This window comes from Legionella sp. (assembly GCF_965140895.1).
Classification (GTDB): Bacteria; Pseudomonadota; Gammaproteobacteria; order Legionellales; family Legionellaceae; genus Legionella.
In genome coordinates this window covers 1-20,821 of the sequence record NZ_CBCSKT010000134.1, presented here as the reverse complement: position 1 = coordinate 20,821, position 20,821 = coordinate 1, and the positions used below count along the sequence as shown (strand labels likewise).

Genomic DNA, 20,821 nt, shown 5'->3' with positions numbered 1-20,821 from the left:
CTGCGACTGGACCAACGCCCTTGAAGTAAATTTTTACTCTCAACAGGCAACAAACTAATTTGTTCGAGTAGGGCGGCACACTAAATAGGGCCAAGGACTAAAGATCATCGATTTTTCCGTTATTTATAGGCAGTTTCACAAAGTATGGGAAAAATGGAATCAGTCCATGCACATTGGGCGCTTCGATAAAAAATAAAGTGACACATTTAAAGAACAGTCTCCCTTTTTTAAATTTTTTATAAAGGTGCTATTATTTTCCTATTGGCTGATATTTTTCTTATCTTCTTTATAAGAGTGGATATATCATCTTCGACAGTTACCACAAAAAGTGTTACCCCATGCCGACGTGCTAGATTTAATTTTCTTTGATCTCGCTCTACGTTTTTCTCAAATGCAGCATCGCCTCCAAAGAAATCGACCGGTTGAAAGTGCTGAACCCCATGGTATTCTACTGCAATTTTCCAATCAGGGAACCAAATATCAAAATGCTGCCTACCTAACCATTGGGGAGATCCGTGTTGCAATACGTTCGTTTGAGGGAATTCAGCCTCAAGTATTCTAAATAGCTGTGTTTCAGCGATCCAACCTTCACCTATTTTAGGAACACCGATAATATCTCTAGCTTTATTTTCTGCATCTTTTGCCAGATTTTTTAGAACGTCAGTCAACTCGAAAACTGAGTAAAATGCGATGATATCAAATGATAACTTCGGCATTCCGCAGATTGGTGCTCCACTAAATAGAAAGTGTGGATATTTCTCTTGTTCAGGCAATTTTTGTTTTATAATAGCAAGCCATCCTCCTCTTGATTCTGCATATGTGTCTAAAACATTTAATAAACAGTCTTTGTATAGCGCCTGATTCTCTACTATAAACTTTGATTTTCTTCCTCCCACCATTAATAAAACATCTATGGAGGACAGTTTTAATTTAAGCTTACTTTGAATATTTAGTCTTAAGTTTGAATGATGCGTAGATGTACCAAAAGGTGTTTTTGGTTCCGTCTTATCTAAATACTCTTCAAATCTATCCAACCCTAACAAGCAATCGTTTGCCCAAAGTCTGCAATATTCAGATAGTTTTACTTCTTCTGCATAGAGTTCTGCTAGATAAGTCAAATGTTCATGGAGACTGTCAAAACCCAATTTATCGTATTGATTAATGAGTTTATAAATATAGACAAATACATAACTAATATTCCCCCGAACATCTACAAAATCTCCTTTACTCAAAGACTTTGCTATACATAAATAAGCAGCTCTTTGCTCTTTATTCATGATATCTTCGGACGGAAAAGAGGCTTCAAATTTAGGAATTATCATCGAAAGGTTCTTGTTCTTATATCCTTCGAAAACGGTGGATAGTCTTTCAACCGCATTAAACCCTTTTGACTTAGTAAATATCATATTGTGAATAAAGTTTTTGAACGAATCTGATGGATCAATTCCTATAAAATTGAGCGTTTCCAGAGTTTCTCTTCTGATCTCTGCGGAAATGATAACTTGGTCTTCTAGGTGACCTGTCTGAGGATTAAGAGCATTTAATAGTGCATTTGCCTGTAGCGTGGAGATCGGAAGAAGACCAAAAACCTCTCGCGAAACCCTGAGGAGACAGCTGCAAACATGATCTTGATAAATATCAAAACCCTTTATTTTTGCCATCTTCTTTGAAGACAAAGTCCCTGATTGCCGCAGACTGTATTCTTCATCAGGAATAATCTCTTCCTTTGAGAAAATCTTAAGATCAAATGCAAGTTCATTCTTATCATTCACCATGAATTGCAGATCTTCTCCAAGTGGAATGTCGACGAAATCACCGTACTCTTTTATAATATCAATGTAAACCTTTCTATCACTATTTCCAAGCCGTTTTGCTAATTCTTGACGGTTATTCCATGTGTTTTTCTTATTCTGGTAGTCATTGAAAAGAACTTCGTATTCCTTTCTATCCTCCTCTTTTGCGCGATACAGTTTCTTGTCCATTCGCTTCTTTTTCCATGCAGTTAGCTTAAGGCATTTATCAATAAAACTGGGTTTAAAAAAGTCTAATTTTCTTTGAATTATATCCGCTCGGCTAGTCACTATTAATGGTTCAAGAGGAGTCGTTTCGTTCCTAATATCGTCCCAGTTCATATTGGCATTACAAGATTCATGAAGAGAAACAAGCATTTCCAACAGAGTTTCTTGCTGTGTTACTACATTATAAGCGGCTATCCGAGCGGCTTGCTTCTGTTGATATCTCTGCTGTTTCTCTGCAAGTTTTTCACGTCGATTAATGTTGGCGTTTATTGAACGCATCGTACCTTTCCAACCCATTTTACTCTCCTAGGCTTTTTTCTTGGCTGTAATGCTATTTAAATTGAAATTTCTAAGAAACTAAGTTGGTTAGCCTTAGAATATTTTGGAAACACTCATTCCATTGGAGTGCTCGGTATTAACGATTCAGTATTTTATTATTTCTGAAGACAGATATTGTGGTTAAAAAGCCCATAATGGATATATATCAACCAGGTCTTGTGGATCCTAAGGAATCCTGATTATCTTGTCAAGATCATCAATCTCGTTTTTTGCTACGTTGCCTTGAACCAAGATCCCACGACGTGGACTGTATATGTCTTGGTAGGATTAAGAATCTGCCACGAATTGTAGAGGCACCAATGAGCTCAAACACCATTAAAAATTGGTCAATAAACGATGCAGATTGTTCCCGCTAATTAAGCTAATTCCCTTGGGGAGCTGTTGATAGGCTGCAGGCCCGCTTTTGCCGCAATGGATGAAATAGCCTCCATGACACCCGAATGCTTGGATGGCGCGTGAAAAATCATGAAGATGCTGTACCTTAATGTGCTGTTGATAGCGTTTTGCTAGGATTGCAATTCGATGCGTTGAAGGCAGCACTACCATGCCATCGATTCCCCCATCTCCGGTGTAGCGTTTATTGTGGATTACTTTAAGTCCCCTAGATTTAAACGCAAGCAGCAATAATTCCTCAAAGACAAAAGGGTCGAGGGTTCTTATGTAGGAAAAAAGCTTACCGGGGGCCTGTTTGAACTCAGGTCGTTGAAGAGTCTGAAATACGCGCATTGCCTGTTTCACGCGTTTTTGGTGGGATTTTTTTCGGATAAGCACATACAACCAAAAATAAAAACGCAGTGTTGATAAAAGCTGAGAAATTCGTGACTTAGGCTGCGGTTTCCACTCCAGGACTTCATTTAACGTGTTCATTATCTGCATGGGTTCTATCCTATTCATTATCAATCCATTCCAGTTCGTCGCATTCCTCAAACTCCGATTCGTCGTTCATGGTGGTGCTGGCTTGAGGTAGGGTTTTGAATGCAGTCCGTTTAAACGGGGTTTGTTGAATGATTTGTTGGGGAACAACGGTTGGGGTACGGGGTAAATTGTTCATGGACGGTTCTTTATACCAAATGAATTGTGATGCATTGATGGGGGATGTGCCTGAACGCATAATGAGCGACTGGCTTTGTTTCAGACGCATCACTTCATCGGGTCGCATTAATGGAATGGCCTGATAGCTTATATTTTTGCTGTCATTAACCCCGCCATTGGCTTGATTCGAAATAGAGCGCGATATCACTTTTTGAGTGCGCGTTCCCAGCATTTTGCTGATGTACTCCGCATCGGAAATGTCATCACAGCCATAGGCAATTTTAGTCTTAATGTTCGTAAACGCTTTGGCCTCATCATGGGAATAACGCTCATAGGTCTGTGAGATGTATTGAAACATCAACACACAACGCACGCGGTATTCACGTAGTAGTTTTAAGGAGCGACGTAGGCGCTCAATACGGCCTAGCGATGAGAATTCATCAATGAGACACAATAAAGGATAGGGTTCTTTAATCGGATCGGGGACCTCTTTAATCATTGCAGAAATCACTTGCTGCCAAAACAAGGTGAGGATGGGTGCAAGACGCTCCATGTCCTCATCGGTATAGCCAATATAAATCGTTGTTTTTTCGCTGCGTAAGGTGCGAATATCAAAATCACTGGCACTGGTGGCGGCATCTACAATCGGATCATCAAAAAGCTCCAGATAACCTGAAAACGAAATCAAAATGCTGGTGCGCGTTTCCTCATGGGCATTAATGTAGGAGAAGCCATTACGATAAAACTCAGGATCATAGCACTCGGTTTCCGTAAGCAATTGATTGAGCCAGGTATCAAATTGCTCTTGTTTCACCAGGCGGTTCATTTCCCCTAAGGACGTAGGACGCTCAGGCGTATCCAGTAAATACAGAGCCAATGCTTTGAATAATTTTCGCGATTCTTTAGCCCAAATACCGGCTTCTTTAGAATTATCAGGAATCAGGATGTGGGCGGTGCGTTGAATGTCGGTAATGCGCAACAGTTTATCGCTTGAAATAAACGACATGGGGTTATACCGATGAGTAAATCCCTCCGCATTGGTTAGTGACCAACAATAGCATTTATGACCTAAGACCTGTTCGCGATAGCCTGATGTGGTTTTAAATAAGGACAGCTTTAAATCATTACACACCATCGAATAGGGGTAATGAAATAGATTCGGCATGGCGATTGAGCTCGTCTTACCACTTCCTGTAGGGGCAAAGGCTAAAACATGTTCAAAGCCATTCGAATACAAAGGTGCACCTAAGGTTTTACCAATAATGATGCTCTCATCCCTCTTATCTAAAAAACCTTCCTTTTTAATCTCAAAGCCACTGGCAAAATGAGCATTTCCCAGGGCTCTACGCGCGGGACGCCAGCGTTCAAAGGCCCAAACACTCCCTAAGCACATCAACAGTAAAAACGATGCTCCTTGTGCCCAAAGCAGGTGTTTTAAGTCATTGGGATTATTTTTTAACGCCCATAACTCAGGAATAAGTCGTGTAAGTTCCAACTCATACCCCCAGCCCAGCTCAAAGAATAATAACCCTAAAAGCCCGCTGAACATGGCGAATAAAATACCCCCGATGCCAATCAAACTCAGATAACGATAAAATCCTTTGCTCACATACCCAAGCCCCACTCCCAGTAAGGGCATAACCACCAGAGCACCGAAGACTACCTCAGAGTAAAACCCTTTTTTTAATAAAACCATCCAATGCCAAGGATAGGGGATAAGCTTTAAATCCAATGCATGCAATGCGAGTGCACTCATGAACTCCATACACCCCAGCACCGCCAAAAGAAGAATCATTCCCTTACCGTGTCTGCTCATGCTCATCATTACCCCAGGGTGTAGGTTAGGCCTAAAAGGAGTGCGCGTTGAATGGGAATATTGGAAATATGCCCGCTTTCTGTAAGTGGATTCGCGCGGATTTTAGGATTGCCTCCACAGAGGTATTGGTAGGTCAGCGTAATCTCTAAATGGGAATTGGCCCGATAGCCAATTCCAGCTTGAAACTCAGGCTTGGTTTGTGACACATCGTTAATGGACTCTCTATCCAGTTGCAATTGACGATAAGCAACGCCTGCTTTAGCCGTGGCGTATAAAGGAACGGCGCTGCTGATGTTGGGTGATTTGACGGTCAACAACACATCAATCATCGGTTTGATGCGCCCCTCAATTCCCACGCCACCTAGCGTGTCAATCGTTTCTTTGTCAACGGCAAAGCGCATGGCATTTCCAGATTGTATTCCAAGCTCCAGACCGAGGTATTGAATGGGCGTGTATTCAAAAGACAGACGACCCATGGCGGATTCCCCATGATGGGCCTCGGCATCTAAGGTGGATTGCAAGCCCATGCTTGCGTTGATATGCCAGGGCGTATAAGGCTCTGGCGCATTATTTATTTTCGCTTGCACTTGAGTCATTGACAGTACACCCAATAGCGTCACCACACTGCTTTTTATAATAAAATTCATGGTACATTCCTTACTTGATTAATGAATTAAAAGCGACTCACTGCACGCACCTGGCCTTGCGTACTGTCTTTTTTTGAAGCCACTTGCTCGCCCGTAGAAAAATTTTGCATCCAAGCCGTGGACGCACTCTCTTCAGTCGAGCTCCAATAAAAATCGGGGGCAAAATGAGCAAAGCCTTGTTGGCTTAAGTTGGTTCTCAGTAAGGCTAATTCTTGAATGGATGGGAGATACCAGCCGCCATAGCAGGTGACGTTCAACGCCGAGGGTGTGGTGCAGGATGTTTCTCCATCTGCTTGAACACGATATTTCACCGCCATGAGCGCTGCAAAATTACCTGATTGATGGTCAATTGTTTGCTGAGCAATAATAATGTTGGTATTGCCCTCTCCTGCCCCAATTCCATCCGCACGCGCATTCGTTACCTTATTGCCGCTGGCACCATTTCGCCACTGCATGCCCTGGCCGTGATTAATGTCCTGCTTGGATGCAATAAGTCCATGCTCTCCGGTTTCATCCAGCCAAAAAATAATGCCCCCGCGATACATCTCCCCTATTTGATGGGTTTTATGAAGCACTTTAATCACATTCCCCTCAATGGAGATGCCATCGCCCGCAGTGTACTCACCAGGTTCGCCTTTCTCGCCGCGCGCCCCTGGAACACCTTGTACTCCTTGTATTCCTGGCTCTCCTTTTTCTCCTCGCTCACCGCGTACCCCTGGTGCACCTGGTACTCCCCGCTCCCCTTGTTTTCCTTGGGGAATATTGGCGATTTGGGTTTTTAATCCCTCAATTTCTTTGTCTATGCCGCGAAGACGTGAGAGCAACCACCATTCCCCTGCATCTTCTGCATAGGTGGAACAGGATGCAAAAATACTCATAATCAGTAACAAAATTCGACTCATCATTGGCTCCTAACCTCATTGGGTTTCTGGTTAATAATTAAAAAGAACGTATGGCTCTGACGTGCGCAATCCCTGTCGACTTGTCCATCAACAAAGGAGTTCCCACCACCTCTTCAGCCCAACTTTCGGTGACACTCGATTCGGTAGAGCTCCAATAGGGCAGCGAGGCTAATTGGTATTTTGAGGTGAGGTTGCGTCGCATGAGGTCCAACTCATAAAGAGAAGGTAAATACCACCCGCCATAACACATCATTGAGGGGGTCACCGAGTAAGGACAGGGCGTGGTTCCATCGGCCAGTACGGAATAATTCAAGGCAGCTAAGGCTGCAAAATTTCCATCTTGATCGTCCACTGTTTGCTGGCTAATAATCAGGCGGGTATTGCTTTCGCCAGCCCCAATGCCATTGGCGCGTGCATTGACAATTTTTTCACCACTCACGCCATTTTGCCATTGAATGCCCTCGCCCTTGTTTGCGTCACTAAGAGCGGCAATAAGCCCATGCAAACCGCTGTCATCGACAAAGAAAATCACACCACCTTGATAGCGCTCACCGAGTGCATGAGTGGGGATGTGTTGGCTTGTAATTTGAGTGGCTAATCGATTAATTTCACTCTTTAGCGTACTCGTTAAGGTGTTTACCGCCTCGCTAATGCGTTGATTCACATAATCCGTTGAGGCTGGATTTGCTTGTAGCGTATGCGGCACACAGAGGGAGGCGCCTAATAAAATACGTGTTAAATAATGGTTCATCAGTGGTTCCTTAATGGTTCACGTGGGCGTGTTTGTAATAAATCGAATCGGCAAACCGTTCGTTGGGATCTCTTGCTACCTGGATGATGACGTCAATGACCTCATGTAGTTCTCTAAGAATGTCCTCATCGCGCATGCTGGGTACGTTGTTGCGCTTGTAGAGTTGCGTCATTCTCATGAAGGCGATGCGTGGGTTATTGGCATGAATGCTGGTGATGGATCCTTCATGTCCAGTGGAGCAGGCACTGATAAAATCAAGAACTTCCGCTCCTCGAATTTCACCCATAATTAATCGGTCAGGGCGCAGTCTTAAGGAGCATTGCACTAAGTCCTGCATGCTTAGCCCTTTGACGTGTCCCTCCCCTTTTTTGGGCGCACGTAAGCTCACCAAATTTTGGTGAGGAATGACTACTTCATACGTGTCTTCCAGGGTAATAATGCGCTCGTGGTAGGGAATATTGCCAATGCAGGCATTCAAGTAAGTCGTTTTTCCTGATGAGGTTTGGCCTGAGATGACTATGTTTTTCTTGGCCTGTACCGCCAACGCAATGAAATCACCCCACCTTCCTTTTTGGTGAAGGGATGCCAAAGCCAAATCCTCCTCACTTAAGTGCTCTTGATTTTCCGCATGTAAATTAAAAGGCCGTGCTCGGTCATAAAATGGGGATTGTTTATACTCCTCCAGGGTCATTTTTTTTATGGAGGGACGACGTATGGATAGGGTATGAAAACGTGCTGCCGGTGGAATCACCAGCTGCACCCGTGAACCATCGTATAAATTTCCTGAAAGCATGGGCATTTCTTCAGACAGGCATTGCCCATTTTCATTCGCAATAAACGTAAATAACCGTCTCAGATGCATGGGATCGAGTGTTGGGATCGTGTGACACTCCATAACCCCATGCCGCTCAACAAATACTTCATAGGGTTTGTTAATTAGAATCTCACTCACGGCCTTATCCTGAAAAAACTGCTTCAGAGGAGATAACAGACCTTCCGAGCCTGGAGTGAAATAGCTGCTCTTTGCCACTACTTCCATAATCCACCTCCAACACGAGCTGATTGCGCCGTATCCAAGACGGCCCCTACCGAACTGAAATCTAAATCGTGGGCAACAAATACATTAATACGCGCACCCTGGTTGATGGACAGTGTGGGCTTAATGCCAATGTTGTCTTCTAAGGTTTGACTTGCGGTTTGTTGTAAGCTGCTGGCAACGCCCATGCGGTATTGAGATTTGGAATTGTACTGGTCCTGACTGCCAACCCCTCCGATGGCGGTATACCCGCCAAGAATGGACAGCAACGCACTGGCTCCAAATCGTTCCAGGAAGTGGCGCTCAACCACATCGGCTCCCAGTCCCGCACGTCCTATCGCATCCGTTCCAGGGCTATTAAGGGTGACAATCACGCCATCGGAACGCTCAATGCGATTCCAAATCATCAGCAAACGGCTTTGCCCTTGTACGATTCCCGAACTGTATTGACCGACAATGGTTGAACCGCTGGGAATGAGTTTATTTCCCCCAGACAGAGAATAAATATCTCGGGTGGTGATGGCACGTCCCATCCCTGGCAAATCTGAATTAATGGCCACCTCTAAGGTCGCGGGAATTATTTCTCCGGCAGGAATTGTGTACGTAGGGTGCTGAATGTGTTTTGCTTTCACCGCAACAATGTCCTCTTGCTGATTCATAAATTGAGCATTCGCGCCGGTTCCAGCAAGCGTTCTATGGCTCTCGTCAGCATGTCCTGCGGTACTGTCTGCATTGAAACTGGACGACTCGGAGGTAAATGAGTTTGACGCATTCATGCGCGCCATCAGTTCCTGATTTAATTTGGGCGCTGATTGGTTTTTACTGCGCAACCTCGGCGGATGATGGGGTCCCCGATGGGGATCTGAGCTCACGGTCGCGCGCAGTGCATTCTCCGCATCCGTTCTCATTTTCGCAATGAGCTCAAGGTTCTGCTCCAGGGTTTCGTGAACAGTAGCCCCTGATTGGTTTTCGTTTTCAGCACGTGCCTCTTCTTTGGCGGGTAAAAACATCAGTACCAAGACCACCAGGGATAGGACCACCACACCCAAAAACATCAGTTTGTCTTTTTTCTTTTTTAATGCGCTGTTGGGCGTGACTTGTGAGCGTTCGCGTGCGGCCTTTTCGGCGTCATTTAATTCATTGTTGTTTTTAGAACTCATGCGGGTCTCCGGCCTTGTTGAATGCGAGTAATTTCATTGGTATTAAATACTGAGGTCACAATGCCCCCATTTCTCAGCGTAAATTGGGGGGCAATACGTTGGACAATCAGGTAGTTTCCTTGGCGTCTGATGTTGACGGTTGATTCCTTTCCTTGTCGGTCTTCCACGGCAAAAATGGCAGGAACCGCCTGATTTTTTGCCAGTTCAAAATAGGTAAAGGTGCCGTCGTCAAAAACGTGCACGGGAGTCAGTTGCGTACTGCCGCTAAATCGGTAATTCCAATTGTATTTCTCAGGATTTTTCTGGGGATTAATGACTTCTTTTTGAGAGCGCATCGCGGCATTTGCGCGGGCTTTCGCCTCACGGAGTTCTTCTTCCGGGTAAATAAACTTAATGGCAAAGGGACGTAACGTCATTTTTTCATCCAGCGTTTTATTACTGGTGACATGGAAATAGTACGTGTGCTTGTTGCTCACAATCGTGATGTTGGAATCCGACCCTAAAATAGTGGGTTTGATAAACACACTGTTTCCAATCATTGGGTGGCGGGTGACCATCCAGGCCGCACTGTCCCCACCTTGGATGTCGATGATGTGCTCCTCTTTACCAAACACCACTTGAGTTGCGGTGAATGCTTTTCCGCGCAACGGCACCACGTTATTGTCTTGATAATTGACCCGGAAAATACGCCCATCTTGAGAATAAGCTTTCGGGGTATTTTGTGCGGCTACCTCAGTCTGCGTACTTATCAGCAATGCCGCTGCGGCCAGTGAGTTTAATAGCACTCGGTTCATAGGGTACTCCTTATTCTTTTGAATCTTCATTAGACATTCCTAAAGGTTTTGTTGTAGCGGATCACTTGAAACCCATCCCAGTTGTGCCAGCGCTCTAAAGGCGAGGTACTTGGGGTTACGTAGTGCCAGGAAATCAGCGCACTGTAGTGATGAGCCACGGGTTTTCCATGCTCTTTGTCCGTGTCCGTTAAGGTAAACACCACTTCAGCCACATTTTGGTGATTTTTGGAGATGTCTTGTTCGTTAAACAACGTGGCATCAAGAAAATTAATGCTGTAGATGTGTACCTGGCGATGAGCATTTGCACCCAGAAGATTAATCGGGGCCTCTTTGTTGTTTTTGTCTTGTTCCTGTAGGTATTCTTCACCCACCGTACTGTTGGACAGCAAGCCGATTAAATCAAATTGTGCCCGATAACTGCTGCTGTCATAGGATTCGCGATTGGTTACGTAGCGCACAATATCCGATTCAACCTGAGCCTTATTCATGGGTGCATTGGTGTTGCTCAGCGGCTCAACCGTTGTGATGCCGTTGTCGTAATGATGCACCAGCATGGGCACCAAGGTTTGGTAATTGGCAAGTACGGCCACGGCAAGACAGGCGGCCATGTTCAGCCCCATGGAGAGCACAAAAGCCAACTGATACCGGTTTCTTGATTGCTGCAGTTGACTGAAATTATCATCCGCCCAAGTTCTTGCCCGACTGAAATAATCTTTAGGAGTGTGTTTTGTTTTTTGAGTCATTAGAGTTCACCTCGCGTTGCATAATGAGTGGTGTCTTGAAGGCCATTCTCTTGGGCATTGGAGCCCCCTGAATTGCTTTTAGACTGCGGAGAATCTTTCATTTTTTGATACGAATTTTTCATCATCATCAATACCCCAGCCGCTCCACCAATGGCGGCCGCGGCCATGGCACCACCACCTGCGGTGTGACAAGCCCCTCCGATGTGCTTGGCAATCGATGCAGCTTGAGCAAGTAAGGCCGTACACAATAAGGCCACCAGGAAAATAGGCGCCCACCCCACACTGTTCATGCTCTCGGCTTGTTCTGGAAGATAGCCCGCAATTGAGGCGTGAATCAGGCTATTGGATAGACCAATCACCGTGGAGACAAAAATGATGACCAGGGAATAGCCAATCACCTGGCCAAGCCAGCGATCAAAAAAGGCCCGTGTTTTATCGAAGAGGACAAAGATGATGAATAAGGGGGCTGTTGCCAGACAAATCGAGAGCAAAATTTTAGCCCCAATAATTTCATACAGTGCAACCACGGTGACCAACGTACCGGATAACCAAATAAACAACGCGGTTAAAATAGGCCACCAGTTTTTTAGGGATGCTTTTTTGATGGTCCATAAGCCCACATGAAAGACATCAGTAAATGAGGTTTGCAATCCTTGCGCAATCGATTTGCCTGCTAGCGGTGTATGGGTGGCTTTCATAATGGCTGAGCCCAACTGCCCTGCCCCCGTATCAAATAAGCCCACTACATATTCTGAGAAATGCCCCCAACTCATGAAAAAGAAGTAAATAAATCCCATGCGAATAATCCATTTGTACAGCTCTTTCATTGGGGCCTTAATGAATCCATAGGTAATGCCATAGCCAATGAGCACAATCGATAAAGCGCCTACTGCAGCCAGTGGCCCTTTCAATGCAAGCGTCAGAGCCTTATACCCATTGTGTACAAATTCAACCATCAACGTATCTATTTGGCGTACCAAGCCTGTGACTACGGTGTCGTAGTACAAAAAGCCCATGATTAGTTCTCCAAATTATTAAAAAAGAAGCGTTGCTCATACTCTTCACGAACCCGGTCAAACGCGGATTTATCGGTTAAGTCCGCAACGGTAATGGCTTTAAATTCAGGGAACGCCCCACTTTGGGTAAAATCAACCATGGCTTGATAGAATGCTTTGCAATCAAACGCCGTGTTTTTACCGTCCATGCAATTGAGGTAAGCTCTTTGCGCCGAGACCTCGCTAAGACCTAAGTGCAAGCTCTTCTCGGCAGCCACGGAGGCATTGATTAAAAATCGGGAGCTTGATTGCACGGACTTCGTGTTGAGCGGGTTTTTATGGCAAGCTCCTAAAAAACACGTCAGTAACACGAAGCCAATTAGTGAAATTGTTTTACTCATGGGTTTTCTCCTTATGCCCGGGTTTAGGTATTGATTAATGCCTGGGAACACTGTCTGCCGTAATCCGGGCAAGGCGTGTCCAAGTCATGGGGTCGTGCGCAACTTGCCAGTGCGGTGGCGAGGGCTACGGCGCTGAACAAGTAAATTAAGTGACGATTAATCTTCATTACTTTCTCCTGTACTTAATGGGATGACGTATTAAAACGAACCAGCTCACCCTCTTCAGCCAGCTCATTCGCACTGTTCTGTGCCAGTTGTTGGGTTAATAAAGTTTGAAGTTTGAGGTTCATGACGTTGATGTAAGCAAGCTCCGCGGTGATCCGTGAATTTAAATCCATCGCACTCTTGGTATTAGGTGTTTCATCAATCTTTAAGGCCAGTTTGTTGATGTTTTTTAAGCGCGTATTGATTTCATTAAACGTTTTCGTGGTTTCAACGCTGACGGCTTTATTCACCTTCTTACTGTATTTGTATTGAGTGAGTTGGTTGGAGGTAGCCCCTTTGGCATAGTCCACGTCATTGAGCATGGGATGGCTTGCTTCATAGCTTTTAACCAGTTCCGCGTAGCGCTCAGGATTTCCTCCGGAAATTTTTTCCAAAGCCTCTTTCCAATTATCGGTAGGGTTTTGCCAGCTTTTTAATGCATCTAAGCCGTTGTCAAAGGCGCCATAACCATAGCTTCCGCTGTTATACTCTTTAAGATTTTTAAGCGTATCTGCTTGAGATTTCGCGGTGTCGTAGGTATCTTGCAGTACATTATATTGGCGCCTTAATTCATCTAATTGCTTCACCGCATTGGCGAGTAATGCCGCATCCTCCACCCCGAGCAGATCGGCATGCGATACCGAAGTGAGCGAGAACAGCAAAGCGAACGAACAGGCCGTTTTGGTAAGAATTGGGTTCATGCGGCACTCCGTTCAAGAAACACCGGAAGCCATTGCTCAGGCTCATCTCCTACCTCGGCGCGAAGGGCATCCATTAAGGCAACAGACTCTTTATTCCCTGAAAGAATGCGAATTTCTTCTTCTAATGCACTCAAATCAAGTTTGCACAAAATCACCTCGTTTTTTTGCTTGTACAGAAAAACACGGGATTCAGGAGTACTGGTTTTAACCATGTGGTATTGAGTTTCACTCAATTTTAAATGTCGGGTGTAGGTGGTATGACAGGCTTCGGAATTGGGAAAAATAATCATCGTCATGATGTTATTGAGAATGGTTGGACTAATCACCGAGTCAATAATTGTTTGGGGTGATTGCGTCATAAAGACAAAGTGGCCATTCATTTTTCGAATGGTGGGAATGTCCTTTTTAAGGGCCTCTATCCAGAAGGGTGAGTCAAATACTGCAAAGGCTTCATCAATGTTGATGGTTGTTAATTTCCCATCGAGTGATTGGTGAATTCGGTGTAATAAATAAAGATAGACGGGGGTTGAAATGAGTGTGCTGACGTTATCCGTAAGGTAGGTAATATCAAAACCCACCCGCTCAAATCCTAATTCCAGAACGTCGTCTTCATTATCAAAAAGCCATGCGTATTCCCCATCGGCACGTAAATCATCCCCTTTGAGCCATTGATGCAGTTCAGGCCAGCGTGGAAAATCCAGGGGTAGAATTTTTACTAGATGACTTAAACGTCGGTACGGCTTATCCAGATGGTCAAAGTTGTAGTTGATGCACTCATTGATTTGGCCTGCAATGTCTGCGGGTAAATCAACTTCACCGGACTGTTTAATCAGCGAGGCAAACCAGGTTTTTACAAAAGTTCGGTTCTCTGGGGTATCGGGTAATTGCAAGGGATTCATGCGAATATTGTCCTGATTTTCAGGCGCAATCACCGTATAGGAGCTATTTCCAGATGCGAGGATATAGATTTTAGAGGCTTGGTCTCGGTCTAAAAAAATGGACCGACCGTTGTAGCGTCCCATTTGGGAGTCCATAAATGAGACAAAAGTTGTTTTTCCCGCATCACTACTTCCCAGGACCAAGGTATGACCATTTGAAGGGTTGGTTTTGCTTCCTTTGCCATGATAGTTAAACCATACGGGCGTTTTGGATGGGGTTTCAAGTAAGGTCACCGCTTCCCCAAGCTTGTTCCCATCTCGAAATCCAGTTTGATAGTTATGCAGCGAACAAAAATCCACGAAATTAAATGAGGTAATGAGACTTGCCCGCGCAATATAAGACTGATTGCCAGGAATTTGGGCCGCAAATGCGGGTTCGGTTCCCAAACTCGGACTTTCTTTGACCACCACGGTATCCACATGCGCATAGATGGTGACGATTTGGTTAATAGCCCGCTCCAACTGTTTGATGCTTGGGGCAATCAGCATTAAGCTATTATGGTGATGTCCCATTTGCGCCAGCCCCCGAGCAAGCGCGTCTTCGAGTTGTTTTAACTCCTCAATTTGACTCTCTCCTTTATCGGCGGAACTGATGAGTTTTGAGCGCTGTAAATCAATGGCCCTAAGGGCAGCCTCTAAGGAAATCGCTGCAAAGGTATGGGTGGCAATAAACTCACAATCCAAACTTAGAAGTGGGTCTAAAATAACACTCGAACTTTTTCTGCCGTACTGCTTCAGCGAGAGCATGGCAGCAAAACGCGTGTCAGCGGATGCTGCTCCCTGAAATTGGATGTACTCACCAAAAAGCACTTGTTTGGAACACAGGTATTGGCCTAGATTCCCCTCTGGATAGAGCGAGTTTTCGATAAACGTTTGAGGAATGCTGTGTGCAATGGCAGGGCAATGATTGGGTTGCTGAAATTGCAGCGCATGCCCTCCATTAGGGATTAAGGACAAAAACTCAAACAATTCGCTATACCCCAACTGTTCGTCCTGCTCTCCTAACAGTTTCGGGGTAAATTTTTTAAGCGAGGCTATGAGCTGATTGGTGGCATTTGTCAGGGTTTTCAGATGTTCCACACGACTTAATGCTTTAGCCTCTGATGAACCAATGTCCGTTAAACGCTTCATCCAGCCCATGCCTTTAGCTAACCAATTGGATGTATCTCCTTTAAGAAGCACGGTCAGGTAAATATGGTTCTTATACAAGGACTTATTTTTAAATCGGGCATGATACTTGTCGTTAATGCGTTGAGCCAATGCAGAGGAAAAGGTCCCATCAAGTGTTGCCTTTTCTTTTTTGCGATGTACGGTCACATAACACATAAATTGCTCACCAAGCCCTAAAATAGCTTGATGCACACTATGCGATAAGGCATTTAGGGTGTGGGGCTCTTCGGTAATAAACGGTATGCCTGCCACCGAAATAACACTTCCTAATAACCCTTCTTTGGTTTCAAAAACACTGGGCGTATTCAAATGTGTGATCGGGAAAATGGAAGAAATTCCGACTTCGTTGCGTACTCGCTTAAGTGCTTCAATAGGATTCATAAGCTCTTACTCCCCAGATGGATTTATTAGGTATGTTGGGCATTGAGAACGCTTTGGCGATCACGGAAAAAAATTGATTGTCGTACCGACAAACCAACCATCCAAACACGTGGATTGGGATAAAAATCAACCCATACAACAGGTTATCGAGCAGGATGAAGGTAATCACCGAGATCATCAGGTTTAAGCTGTGGTACTCCAAGGTCACCCCTGCGGTCATTGCTGGACGCGTTAAAGCCCCAAAAATAGTATTTATTTTTATTGATTGGCTCATGGCTTAACCTATTTCACCCAGAGTTGATACAGTTGAGAACCACCCAAAATTATCCCTATTCCAATCAGGGTCCAGGTGAAATATTCTTTGGGAAATTTTTGCGCAAATATGCACAAATACCCCATGCTTACAATGGCCAAAATCGCTACGGCTTTAGCAAGAGAACCAGTTAGATAGGATGTAACTGCTTTAACAATGCCTTCAATGCTGGCGGCATGGCTCATTGTCGGCAGGGTGCTGAGGATTGATAAAAGGGCCGTATTGATAAAACGTTCCTTTTTTTTCATCATCTGACTCATTAAGATTCTCCTTTTCCAGGGCGCAAAATCACGCCATTTATTTGGTTAATTTGTTCATTTATTGCTTTGTTTTGCAGCCTTTTTCAGAATTCAGGCTGCACAAATCCTTTGAGCCTTAATTTGCTCAAATTGTTTACATCAATTGTTTAGGTTTTTTACTTAAGACGCTGACTTAAGCTTCATGCGCTCCAGTACATCCAACTCACTGCTGATTTTGATTACTCGGGCAATCGCAGGTTTTATGAGAGTGGAAAACTGCGTGCAATAGGTTCGTGTATAAGCAATCTCCTTGAGCTCCGTTTCGCTGTAGTGCAGTGAGACTAACGCTTCATCGAAGTGCTCATGACGAATTTGGGTTTCTGCTGCCCCTAGATAAGCTGCAGCGACTGCAACATCCCCAGCGCATTTATTACGAGGTTTACTTTCACTGAGACGCATCAGCTTATATTCTTCTAAACGACACTGATCGGCGAGCATGTTTTTATTAGGGTAACCTGCAAAGCTTATTTGAGAGATCAGCAATCCACTTAATGCCAAAGGCCCTGTGAAACGCATTATTTTTTTCATGAGTACGTCCTTATCTAACTGGTTGTTATTAAAAAATTCCTGCTAAGGCCTTCACTAACCCCTGCTCTAACGCCGGACGCGCTTGCGCAAACGATAGATTCATTTTATTGGCATTAGACACCACTCGTGTTCGATAGCGTTGATAATCACTGTGTTTATAAGATGTTTGATAGGTGCTGGAAGCAGAGCCATTTTCCAGTGCTGAATTAAAGCGCTCCTTCACGGTTACCCCTTTACCTACTCGTTCTGAAATTTGAACGTCAGTAATGACCGTGTAATTGACCTCTTTAACCAGAGAATCCGCGGCTAATCCCACTACACCTCCTACAATCCCTCCTGCAAGCATGGTTTTAGAATTGCCAAAGGCGCCTAAGGCCGCTCCAGTTCCAGCACCTGCCAGTGCGGAACCATAACCCCCACCCAGTGCATTTTGCGAGGCAGACCGACTCATTTTACCCACCTTGAGAATATTGGCCTGAATCAGGTAATGTGCCTGATTGGGATTGGTTACCACACGATACCCATTCGCGGTTAGGGTTTGAGTTAACGGTTTGCCCAATTCAAATGGTTCATCGGAGGTATTTTTAACCGCAACAAAGATGGTTTTTTGTGCAGGTGATACGGGGTCGAGAAAAATGGTTTTACTCAACTTGGTGTTTACTTCTAAATTACGGTGCTCCAAAGCCGTTTGCGTGGCCGCACAGCTGGTCAATAAGGCAACTGCCCCGACACACGCGCTGAGGTTCATTACTTTAAAACCGTGTACTATGTACTGTTTCATTACTACGTTCCTTATGATTTATTTCCAATGATTAATGAGCAAGCTCGCGATGTGCGTTTTTTTTAAATTTCACCTCTAATTGGTTGATGATGGATTCATCAATTGACAAGGCCTGTACTGCATTGGCTTGATGTTTTTCAAGCTGAATGCGGTTGTAAATCTCGTCTCGATGAATGGCTATTTCTTTCGAGGCCTTAAATCCTAAGCGCACCTGATTTCCTTTGATTGCTAAAATGGTTACATTAATTTCGTTATCCCCGATGATTACCGCTTCACCTATTCTTCTTGTTAAAAGTAACATGGCATTCTCCTTTATTAATGGTGTGTTTCGTTCGTTAGAACCGCTTCAAGTTCATGCACTAAGGTATGGACTTCATCTAAAGAGGGTTTTACCTTGGAAGAGAAATAGGCGCACTCAGTTGATTTATGGTGAATGTCACTTAATTCTCGGTCGGCCGCTCTTAAATGACCTAAAGCATCTGAATAGCGATAGGAACGAATTAAAGCCCCTGTGTCTTCCATCACCCATCGCGCAAATTCAACATCATCGGCGCAAGGAGCAAATTTCTGCTCTTCATACATCCGGTCTAATGTGGTGTAGACGCCATCACATCGAGCAGCAAGAGCGTCTTCATCCACTTTCGTACAGAAGCCTACTCCCGTAAAAAGCAACCCTGAAATTAAGGATGCAATAGTAAGCGCTTGTTTTCTTTTATTTAATCTCATCCGTGTTCCCTATGTTTCTGTGTTCAGTTCCCTTGAGTGAGTTGCAGCTCAAAGTTGTATTCATCTTCTCTAGTGATTCATTACACGAGCAGGCTCTTCTTGCTCTACTTCAGGCACGGGCTCTGCTAAATAATGGGTGTTAACCACATCAATGCATTGATTTTTGGCTGTGACCACGCCTGGCTCTTTAAAAAATGAATAGGCAGAAATGAGTCCTGTCCCGATGCCTAATGTCGTGCTTAAGGCCGCAACGCCTAAAGCAGGTACTTCATAAGCCATCAGGGAGGCCATATAAAGAAGCGGGGTTTGCCATAGACCCGATAACATGCCAATACCAATCCCCAGCGCACCACCAAAGGCCAGTGTGGCGCAAGCAATAGCAATCGCGGCAAGACCAAGCACGATGTAGTAGGAGGTGTTGTATTGTGAATCCAGGATGGTTCGGCATCTTAAATCAAACACTTCTACGGCATTAATTGAATCCTCTGGGTCCTGAATTAAGCTTTCAATAAATTGAGTCGCTGCTGAATACAGATTGATTTGAACCAAGTGGTCCAGTTGCTTCATCTCGAGTTCGAGTTGCTGAAACGCCTCATAAATATCTTTACGCTCATGCGCGGTGTTCAAGGCTTTTCTAAATTTTTTGTGACAATACATCAGAGCAGCGCTCATTGTTTTTCCTTTGTTGTTAGTGAATCGTTTTAGAGGAATTCATTTGCGATTGGAGCATCAGGGTTTCGCACACCCCAATGGCTTTTTCAAACGCAATCCATAGGTCATTGTTTAACGTGGCATCATAGGCAATCAGTAAGTTGTGGGCGCAAATTCGCAATTGTCTTAATAAGTCGTAGGGTTGGTACACGCTCAATGGAGACTTATTCATGAGTTCACCTTAATTAATTGAGATAATCGTGGAATATCTTTTCCTGTTGTTTTTCGGTGGATTACCAGCTCCTCATCAGCCACATAAGGCACTTCAAAACCTTCAAGAATTCGCTCACAGACTTTGGCATACAGCGTGCTAAATTGTGCAAAAGCAATATCCGCTCTGGCTGCATTCACTACGTCAACCCCTAAGTGCTTTACCGTAAATTTTACGGCGGGATGGCTCCAGGTAATGGTTGAAAAATTCAGGTTACGCCGCGCTTCATTAAATGCCTTATGCACACTTGGAAGCTCTTTTTTTCGTCGCTTAATACAAAGGTGTCTGAATTCGATGCAATTCGGTGGCCATGTTTCAAAGCGCACATCATCAAACAACGCTCGTAATCCCAACGCAATTTCCTCTTCATTCACATCATGAAGCGCTTGAAACCACACGCCTGAGTCTTTAACGCCATGTTTCGTGATAAAACATGGACCGTAGATATCAGTTAATTGCAGCCACAAAGTCGCAATAAATCCGCTGCTCTTGTTCGGCTTTTGAGTCGAATCGTCTTGTTTCTTCGCAGAAGTTAAATTCGCTTGCGTAGGCTTGAATGACGCGTTCGCGAACACTTGATGGATTGGTCTTGGTGTTGTTGCGGTGTTGGTTTTCATGATTAAAACTCCGTGTATTCTTCATTTGATTTTTTTGTTGTTGGCGTTCCTGGCTTTTAGCCAACCAGCGTAAGTAAATTGGATTGAAGTCAGCCCATTGTGCACCGCACGCTGTGTTGTACTCGATGAAGCTTTGGATTTCAGTGGGGTCTTCTACGTTGCTGTAGCCGAGAATCTTGGCTCGTGAAATGGTTTCAGCGTTAGGTGTGAAATTACTGCAAATGCCGTGTTTGTTGTTATTGTTGTTATTATTATTAATTTTATTAAAAATAATATTCTTTACAGAGCCACTTGGTGTGTTAACTTCTGTGTTAAGTTCTATGTTATCTTCATCCTCAAAAAACGAGTTTTCTTCTGTGTTTTCAAGGGTATTATTGGAAGTATCTTCTGTATTAATTTTTGTGGTGACATCACAAATATTAATTTTATTTGTAATAAATCCTTCTATTTCTATCTCTTTGTTAATAGGTGCATTTCCAAAATATTTGATATAGGTGTTAGGTATATATGGAAATTTAAATTGCAATTTTTGTAAGCGGTTAAATAAGTACCTTCTATTTTGGAAAGCACAAGTGAGGTATGCTTCTCAAATCAGCAAGGAGCTGGA

24 protein-coding genes are annotated in these 20,821 nt (G+C 44.2%); all 24 read right to left on the bottom strand.

All coding sequences use genetic code 11. From position 1 onward, the window contains the following. Positions 1-236 precede the first annotated feature (236 nt). The 24 genes from ACQY7T_RS12920 to ACQY7T_RS12805 all read right to left on the bottom strand — a co-directional run bounded on the left by ACQY7T_RS12920 (position 237) and on the right by ACQY7T_RS12805 (position 20,740). Entirely contained in the window at positions 237-2,315 is a 2,079-nt protein-coding gene (locus ACQY7T_RS12920) for a hypothetical protein (protein ID WP_428413933.1), read from the bottom strand. A gap of 357 nt (positions 2,316-2,672) precedes the next feature. Then, positions 2,673-3,251, bottom strand: a complete 579-nt coding sequence (locus tag ACQY7T_RS12915; RefSeq protein ID WP_428413932.1) for a restriction endonuclease — start codon at positions 3,249-3,251, stop codon at positions 2,673-2,675. Then, a complete protein-coding gene (locus ACQY7T_RS12910; RefSeq protein WP_428413931.1) occupies positions 3,244-5,205 on the bottom strand; it encodes a type IV secretory system conjugative DNA transfer family protein in 1,962 nt (653 codons plus the stop codon). Before ACQY7T_RS12910 ends, ACQY7T_RS12915 begins: the two co-directional genes overlap by 8 nt. Positions 5,206-5,213: 8 nt before the next feature. Then, positions 5,214-5,852 carry a hypothetical protein gene (locus ACQY7T_RS12905; protein WP_428413930.1) on the bottom strand — a complete coding sequence of 213 codons (639 nt, stop codon included), beginning with the start codon at positions 5,850-5,852 and terminating at the stop codon, positions 5,214-5,216. 26 nt (positions 5,853-5,878) lie between these two features. Then, positions 5,879-6,757 carry a DUF1566 domain-containing protein gene (locus ACQY7T_RS12900; protein ID WP_428413929.1) on the bottom strand — a complete coding sequence of 293 codons (879 nt, stop codon included), beginning with the start codon at positions 6,755-6,757 and terminating at the stop codon, positions 5,879-5,881. 34 nt (positions 6,758-6,791) lie between these two features. Then, entirely contained in the window at positions 6,792-7,505 is a 714-nt protein-coding gene (locus ACQY7T_RS12895; RefSeq protein ID WP_428413928.1) for a lvrE, read from the bottom strand. A gap of 10 nt (positions 7,506-7,515) precedes the next feature. Then, the gene (gene virB11, locus ACQY7T_RS12890) at positions 7,516-8,544 is read right to left on the bottom strand and encodes a P-type DNA transfer ATPase VirB11 (protein WP_428413927.1); all 1,029 of its coding nucleotides are present in this window, start codon (positions 8,542-8,544) and stop codon (positions 7,516-7,518) included. Then, a complete protein-coding gene (locus ACQY7T_RS12885) occupies positions 8,535-9,701 on the bottom strand; it encodes a TrbI/VirB10 family protein (RefSeq protein ID WP_428413926.1) in 1,167 nt (388 codons plus the stop codon). Before ACQY7T_RS12885 ends, virB11 begins: the two co-directional genes overlap by 10 nt. Continuing rightward, entirely contained in the window at positions 9,698-10,495 is a 798-nt protein-coding gene (gene virB9, locus ACQY7T_RS12880; RefSeq protein ID WP_428413924.1) for a P-type conjugative transfer protein VirB9, read from the bottom strand. Before virB9 ends, ACQY7T_RS12885 begins: the two co-directional genes overlap by 4 nt. A 29-nt stretch (positions 10,496-10,524) precedes the next feature. After that, positions 10,525-11,238, bottom strand: a complete 714-nt coding sequence (locus ACQY7T_RS12875) for a virB8 family protein (RefSeq protein ID WP_428413923.1) — start codon at positions 11,236-11,238, stop codon at positions 10,525-10,527. After that, the gene (locus ACQY7T_RS12870; RefSeq protein WP_428413921.1) at positions 11,238-12,254 is read right to left on the bottom strand and encodes a type IV secretion system protein; all 1,017 of its coding nucleotides are present in this window, start codon (positions 12,252-12,254) and stop codon (positions 11,238-11,240) included. Before ACQY7T_RS12870 ends, ACQY7T_RS12875 begins: the two co-directional genes overlap by 1 nt. 2 nt (positions 12,255-12,256) lie before the next feature. Then, the gene (locus ACQY7T_RS12865) at positions 12,257-12,634 is read right to left on the bottom strand and encodes a protein LvrD (protein WP_400188897.1); all 378 of its coding nucleotides are present in this window, start codon (positions 12,632-12,634) and stop codon (positions 12,257-12,259) included. Between the two features lie 182 nt (positions 12,635-12,816). After that, positions 12,817-13,539, bottom strand: a complete 723-nt coding sequence (locus ACQY7T_RS12860) for a type IV secretion system protein (protein ID WP_428413918.1) — start codon at positions 13,537-13,539, stop codon at positions 12,817-12,819. After that, positions 13,536-16,028 carry a VirB4 family type IV secretion/conjugal transfer ATPase gene (locus ACQY7T_RS12855; protein WP_428413916.1) on the bottom strand — a complete coding sequence of 831 codons (2,493 nt, stop codon included), beginning with the start codon at positions 16,026-16,028 and terminating at the stop codon, positions 13,536-13,538. The genes ACQY7T_RS12860 and ACQY7T_RS12855 overlap by 4 nt, the downstream gene beginning before the upstream one ends. After that, entirely contained in the window at positions 16,015-16,302 is a 288-nt protein-coding gene (locus ACQY7T_RS12850; protein WP_428413915.1) for a type IV secretion system protein VirB3, read from the bottom strand. The genes ACQY7T_RS12855 and ACQY7T_RS12850 overlap by 14 nt, the downstream gene beginning before the upstream one ends. Positions 16,303-16,310: 8 nt before the next feature. After that, entirely contained in the window at positions 16,311-16,592 is a 282-nt protein-coding gene (locus tag ACQY7T_RS12845) for a TrbC/VirB2 family protein (protein WP_428413914.1), read from the bottom strand. A 168-nt stretch (positions 16,593-16,760) separates the two neighbouring features. After that, a complete protein-coding gene (locus ACQY7T_RS12840) occupies positions 16,761-17,168 on the bottom strand; it encodes a hypothetical protein (RefSeq protein ID WP_428413913.1) in 408 nt (135 codons plus the stop codon). Between the two features lie 28 nt (positions 17,169-17,196). Further along, positions 17,197-17,949 carry a complement resistance protein TraT gene (locus ACQY7T_RS12835; RefSeq protein WP_428413912.1) on the bottom strand — a complete coding sequence of 251 codons (753 nt, stop codon included), beginning with the start codon at positions 17,947-17,949 and terminating at the stop codon, positions 17,197-17,199. A 31-nt stretch (positions 17,950-17,980) separates the two neighbouring features. Further along, on the bottom strand, positions 17,981-18,250 hold the full coding sequence (gene csrA, locus ACQY7T_RS12830; protein ID WP_428413911.1) for a carbon storage regulator CsrA: 270 nt from the start codon (positions 18,248-18,250) through the stop codon (positions 17,981-17,983). A gap of 14 nt (positions 18,251-18,264) precedes the next feature. Beyond that, positions 18,265-18,675: a hypothetical protein gene (locus ACQY7T_RS12825; RefSeq protein WP_428413910.1), complete on the bottom strand. Its 411-nt coding sequence runs from the start codon at positions 18,673-18,675 to the stop codon at positions 18,265-18,267. A 69-nt stretch (positions 18,676-18,744) separates the two neighbouring features. After that, entirely contained in the window at positions 18,745-19,347 is a 603-nt protein-coding gene (locus ACQY7T_RS12820; RefSeq protein ID WP_428413909.1) for a hypothetical protein, read from the bottom strand. Positions 19,348-19,363: 16 nt separating this feature from the next. Further along, on the bottom strand, positions 19,364-19,558 hold the full coding sequence (locus ACQY7T_RS12815) for a hypothetical protein (protein WP_428413908.1): 195 nt from the start codon (positions 19,556-19,558) through the stop codon (positions 19,364-19,366). Then, entirely contained in the window at positions 19,555-19,995 is a 441-nt protein-coding gene (locus tag ACQY7T_RS12810; protein WP_428413907.1) for a hypothetical protein, read from the bottom strand. The genes ACQY7T_RS12815 and ACQY7T_RS12810 overlap by 4 nt, the downstream gene beginning before the upstream one ends. Positions 19,996-20,044: 49 nt before the next feature. Beyond that, a complete protein-coding gene (locus ACQY7T_RS12805) occupies positions 20,045-20,740 on the bottom strand; it encodes a hypothetical protein (protein ID WP_428413906.1) in 696 nt (231 codons plus the stop codon). Positions 20,741-20,821 lie beyond the last annotated feature (81 nt).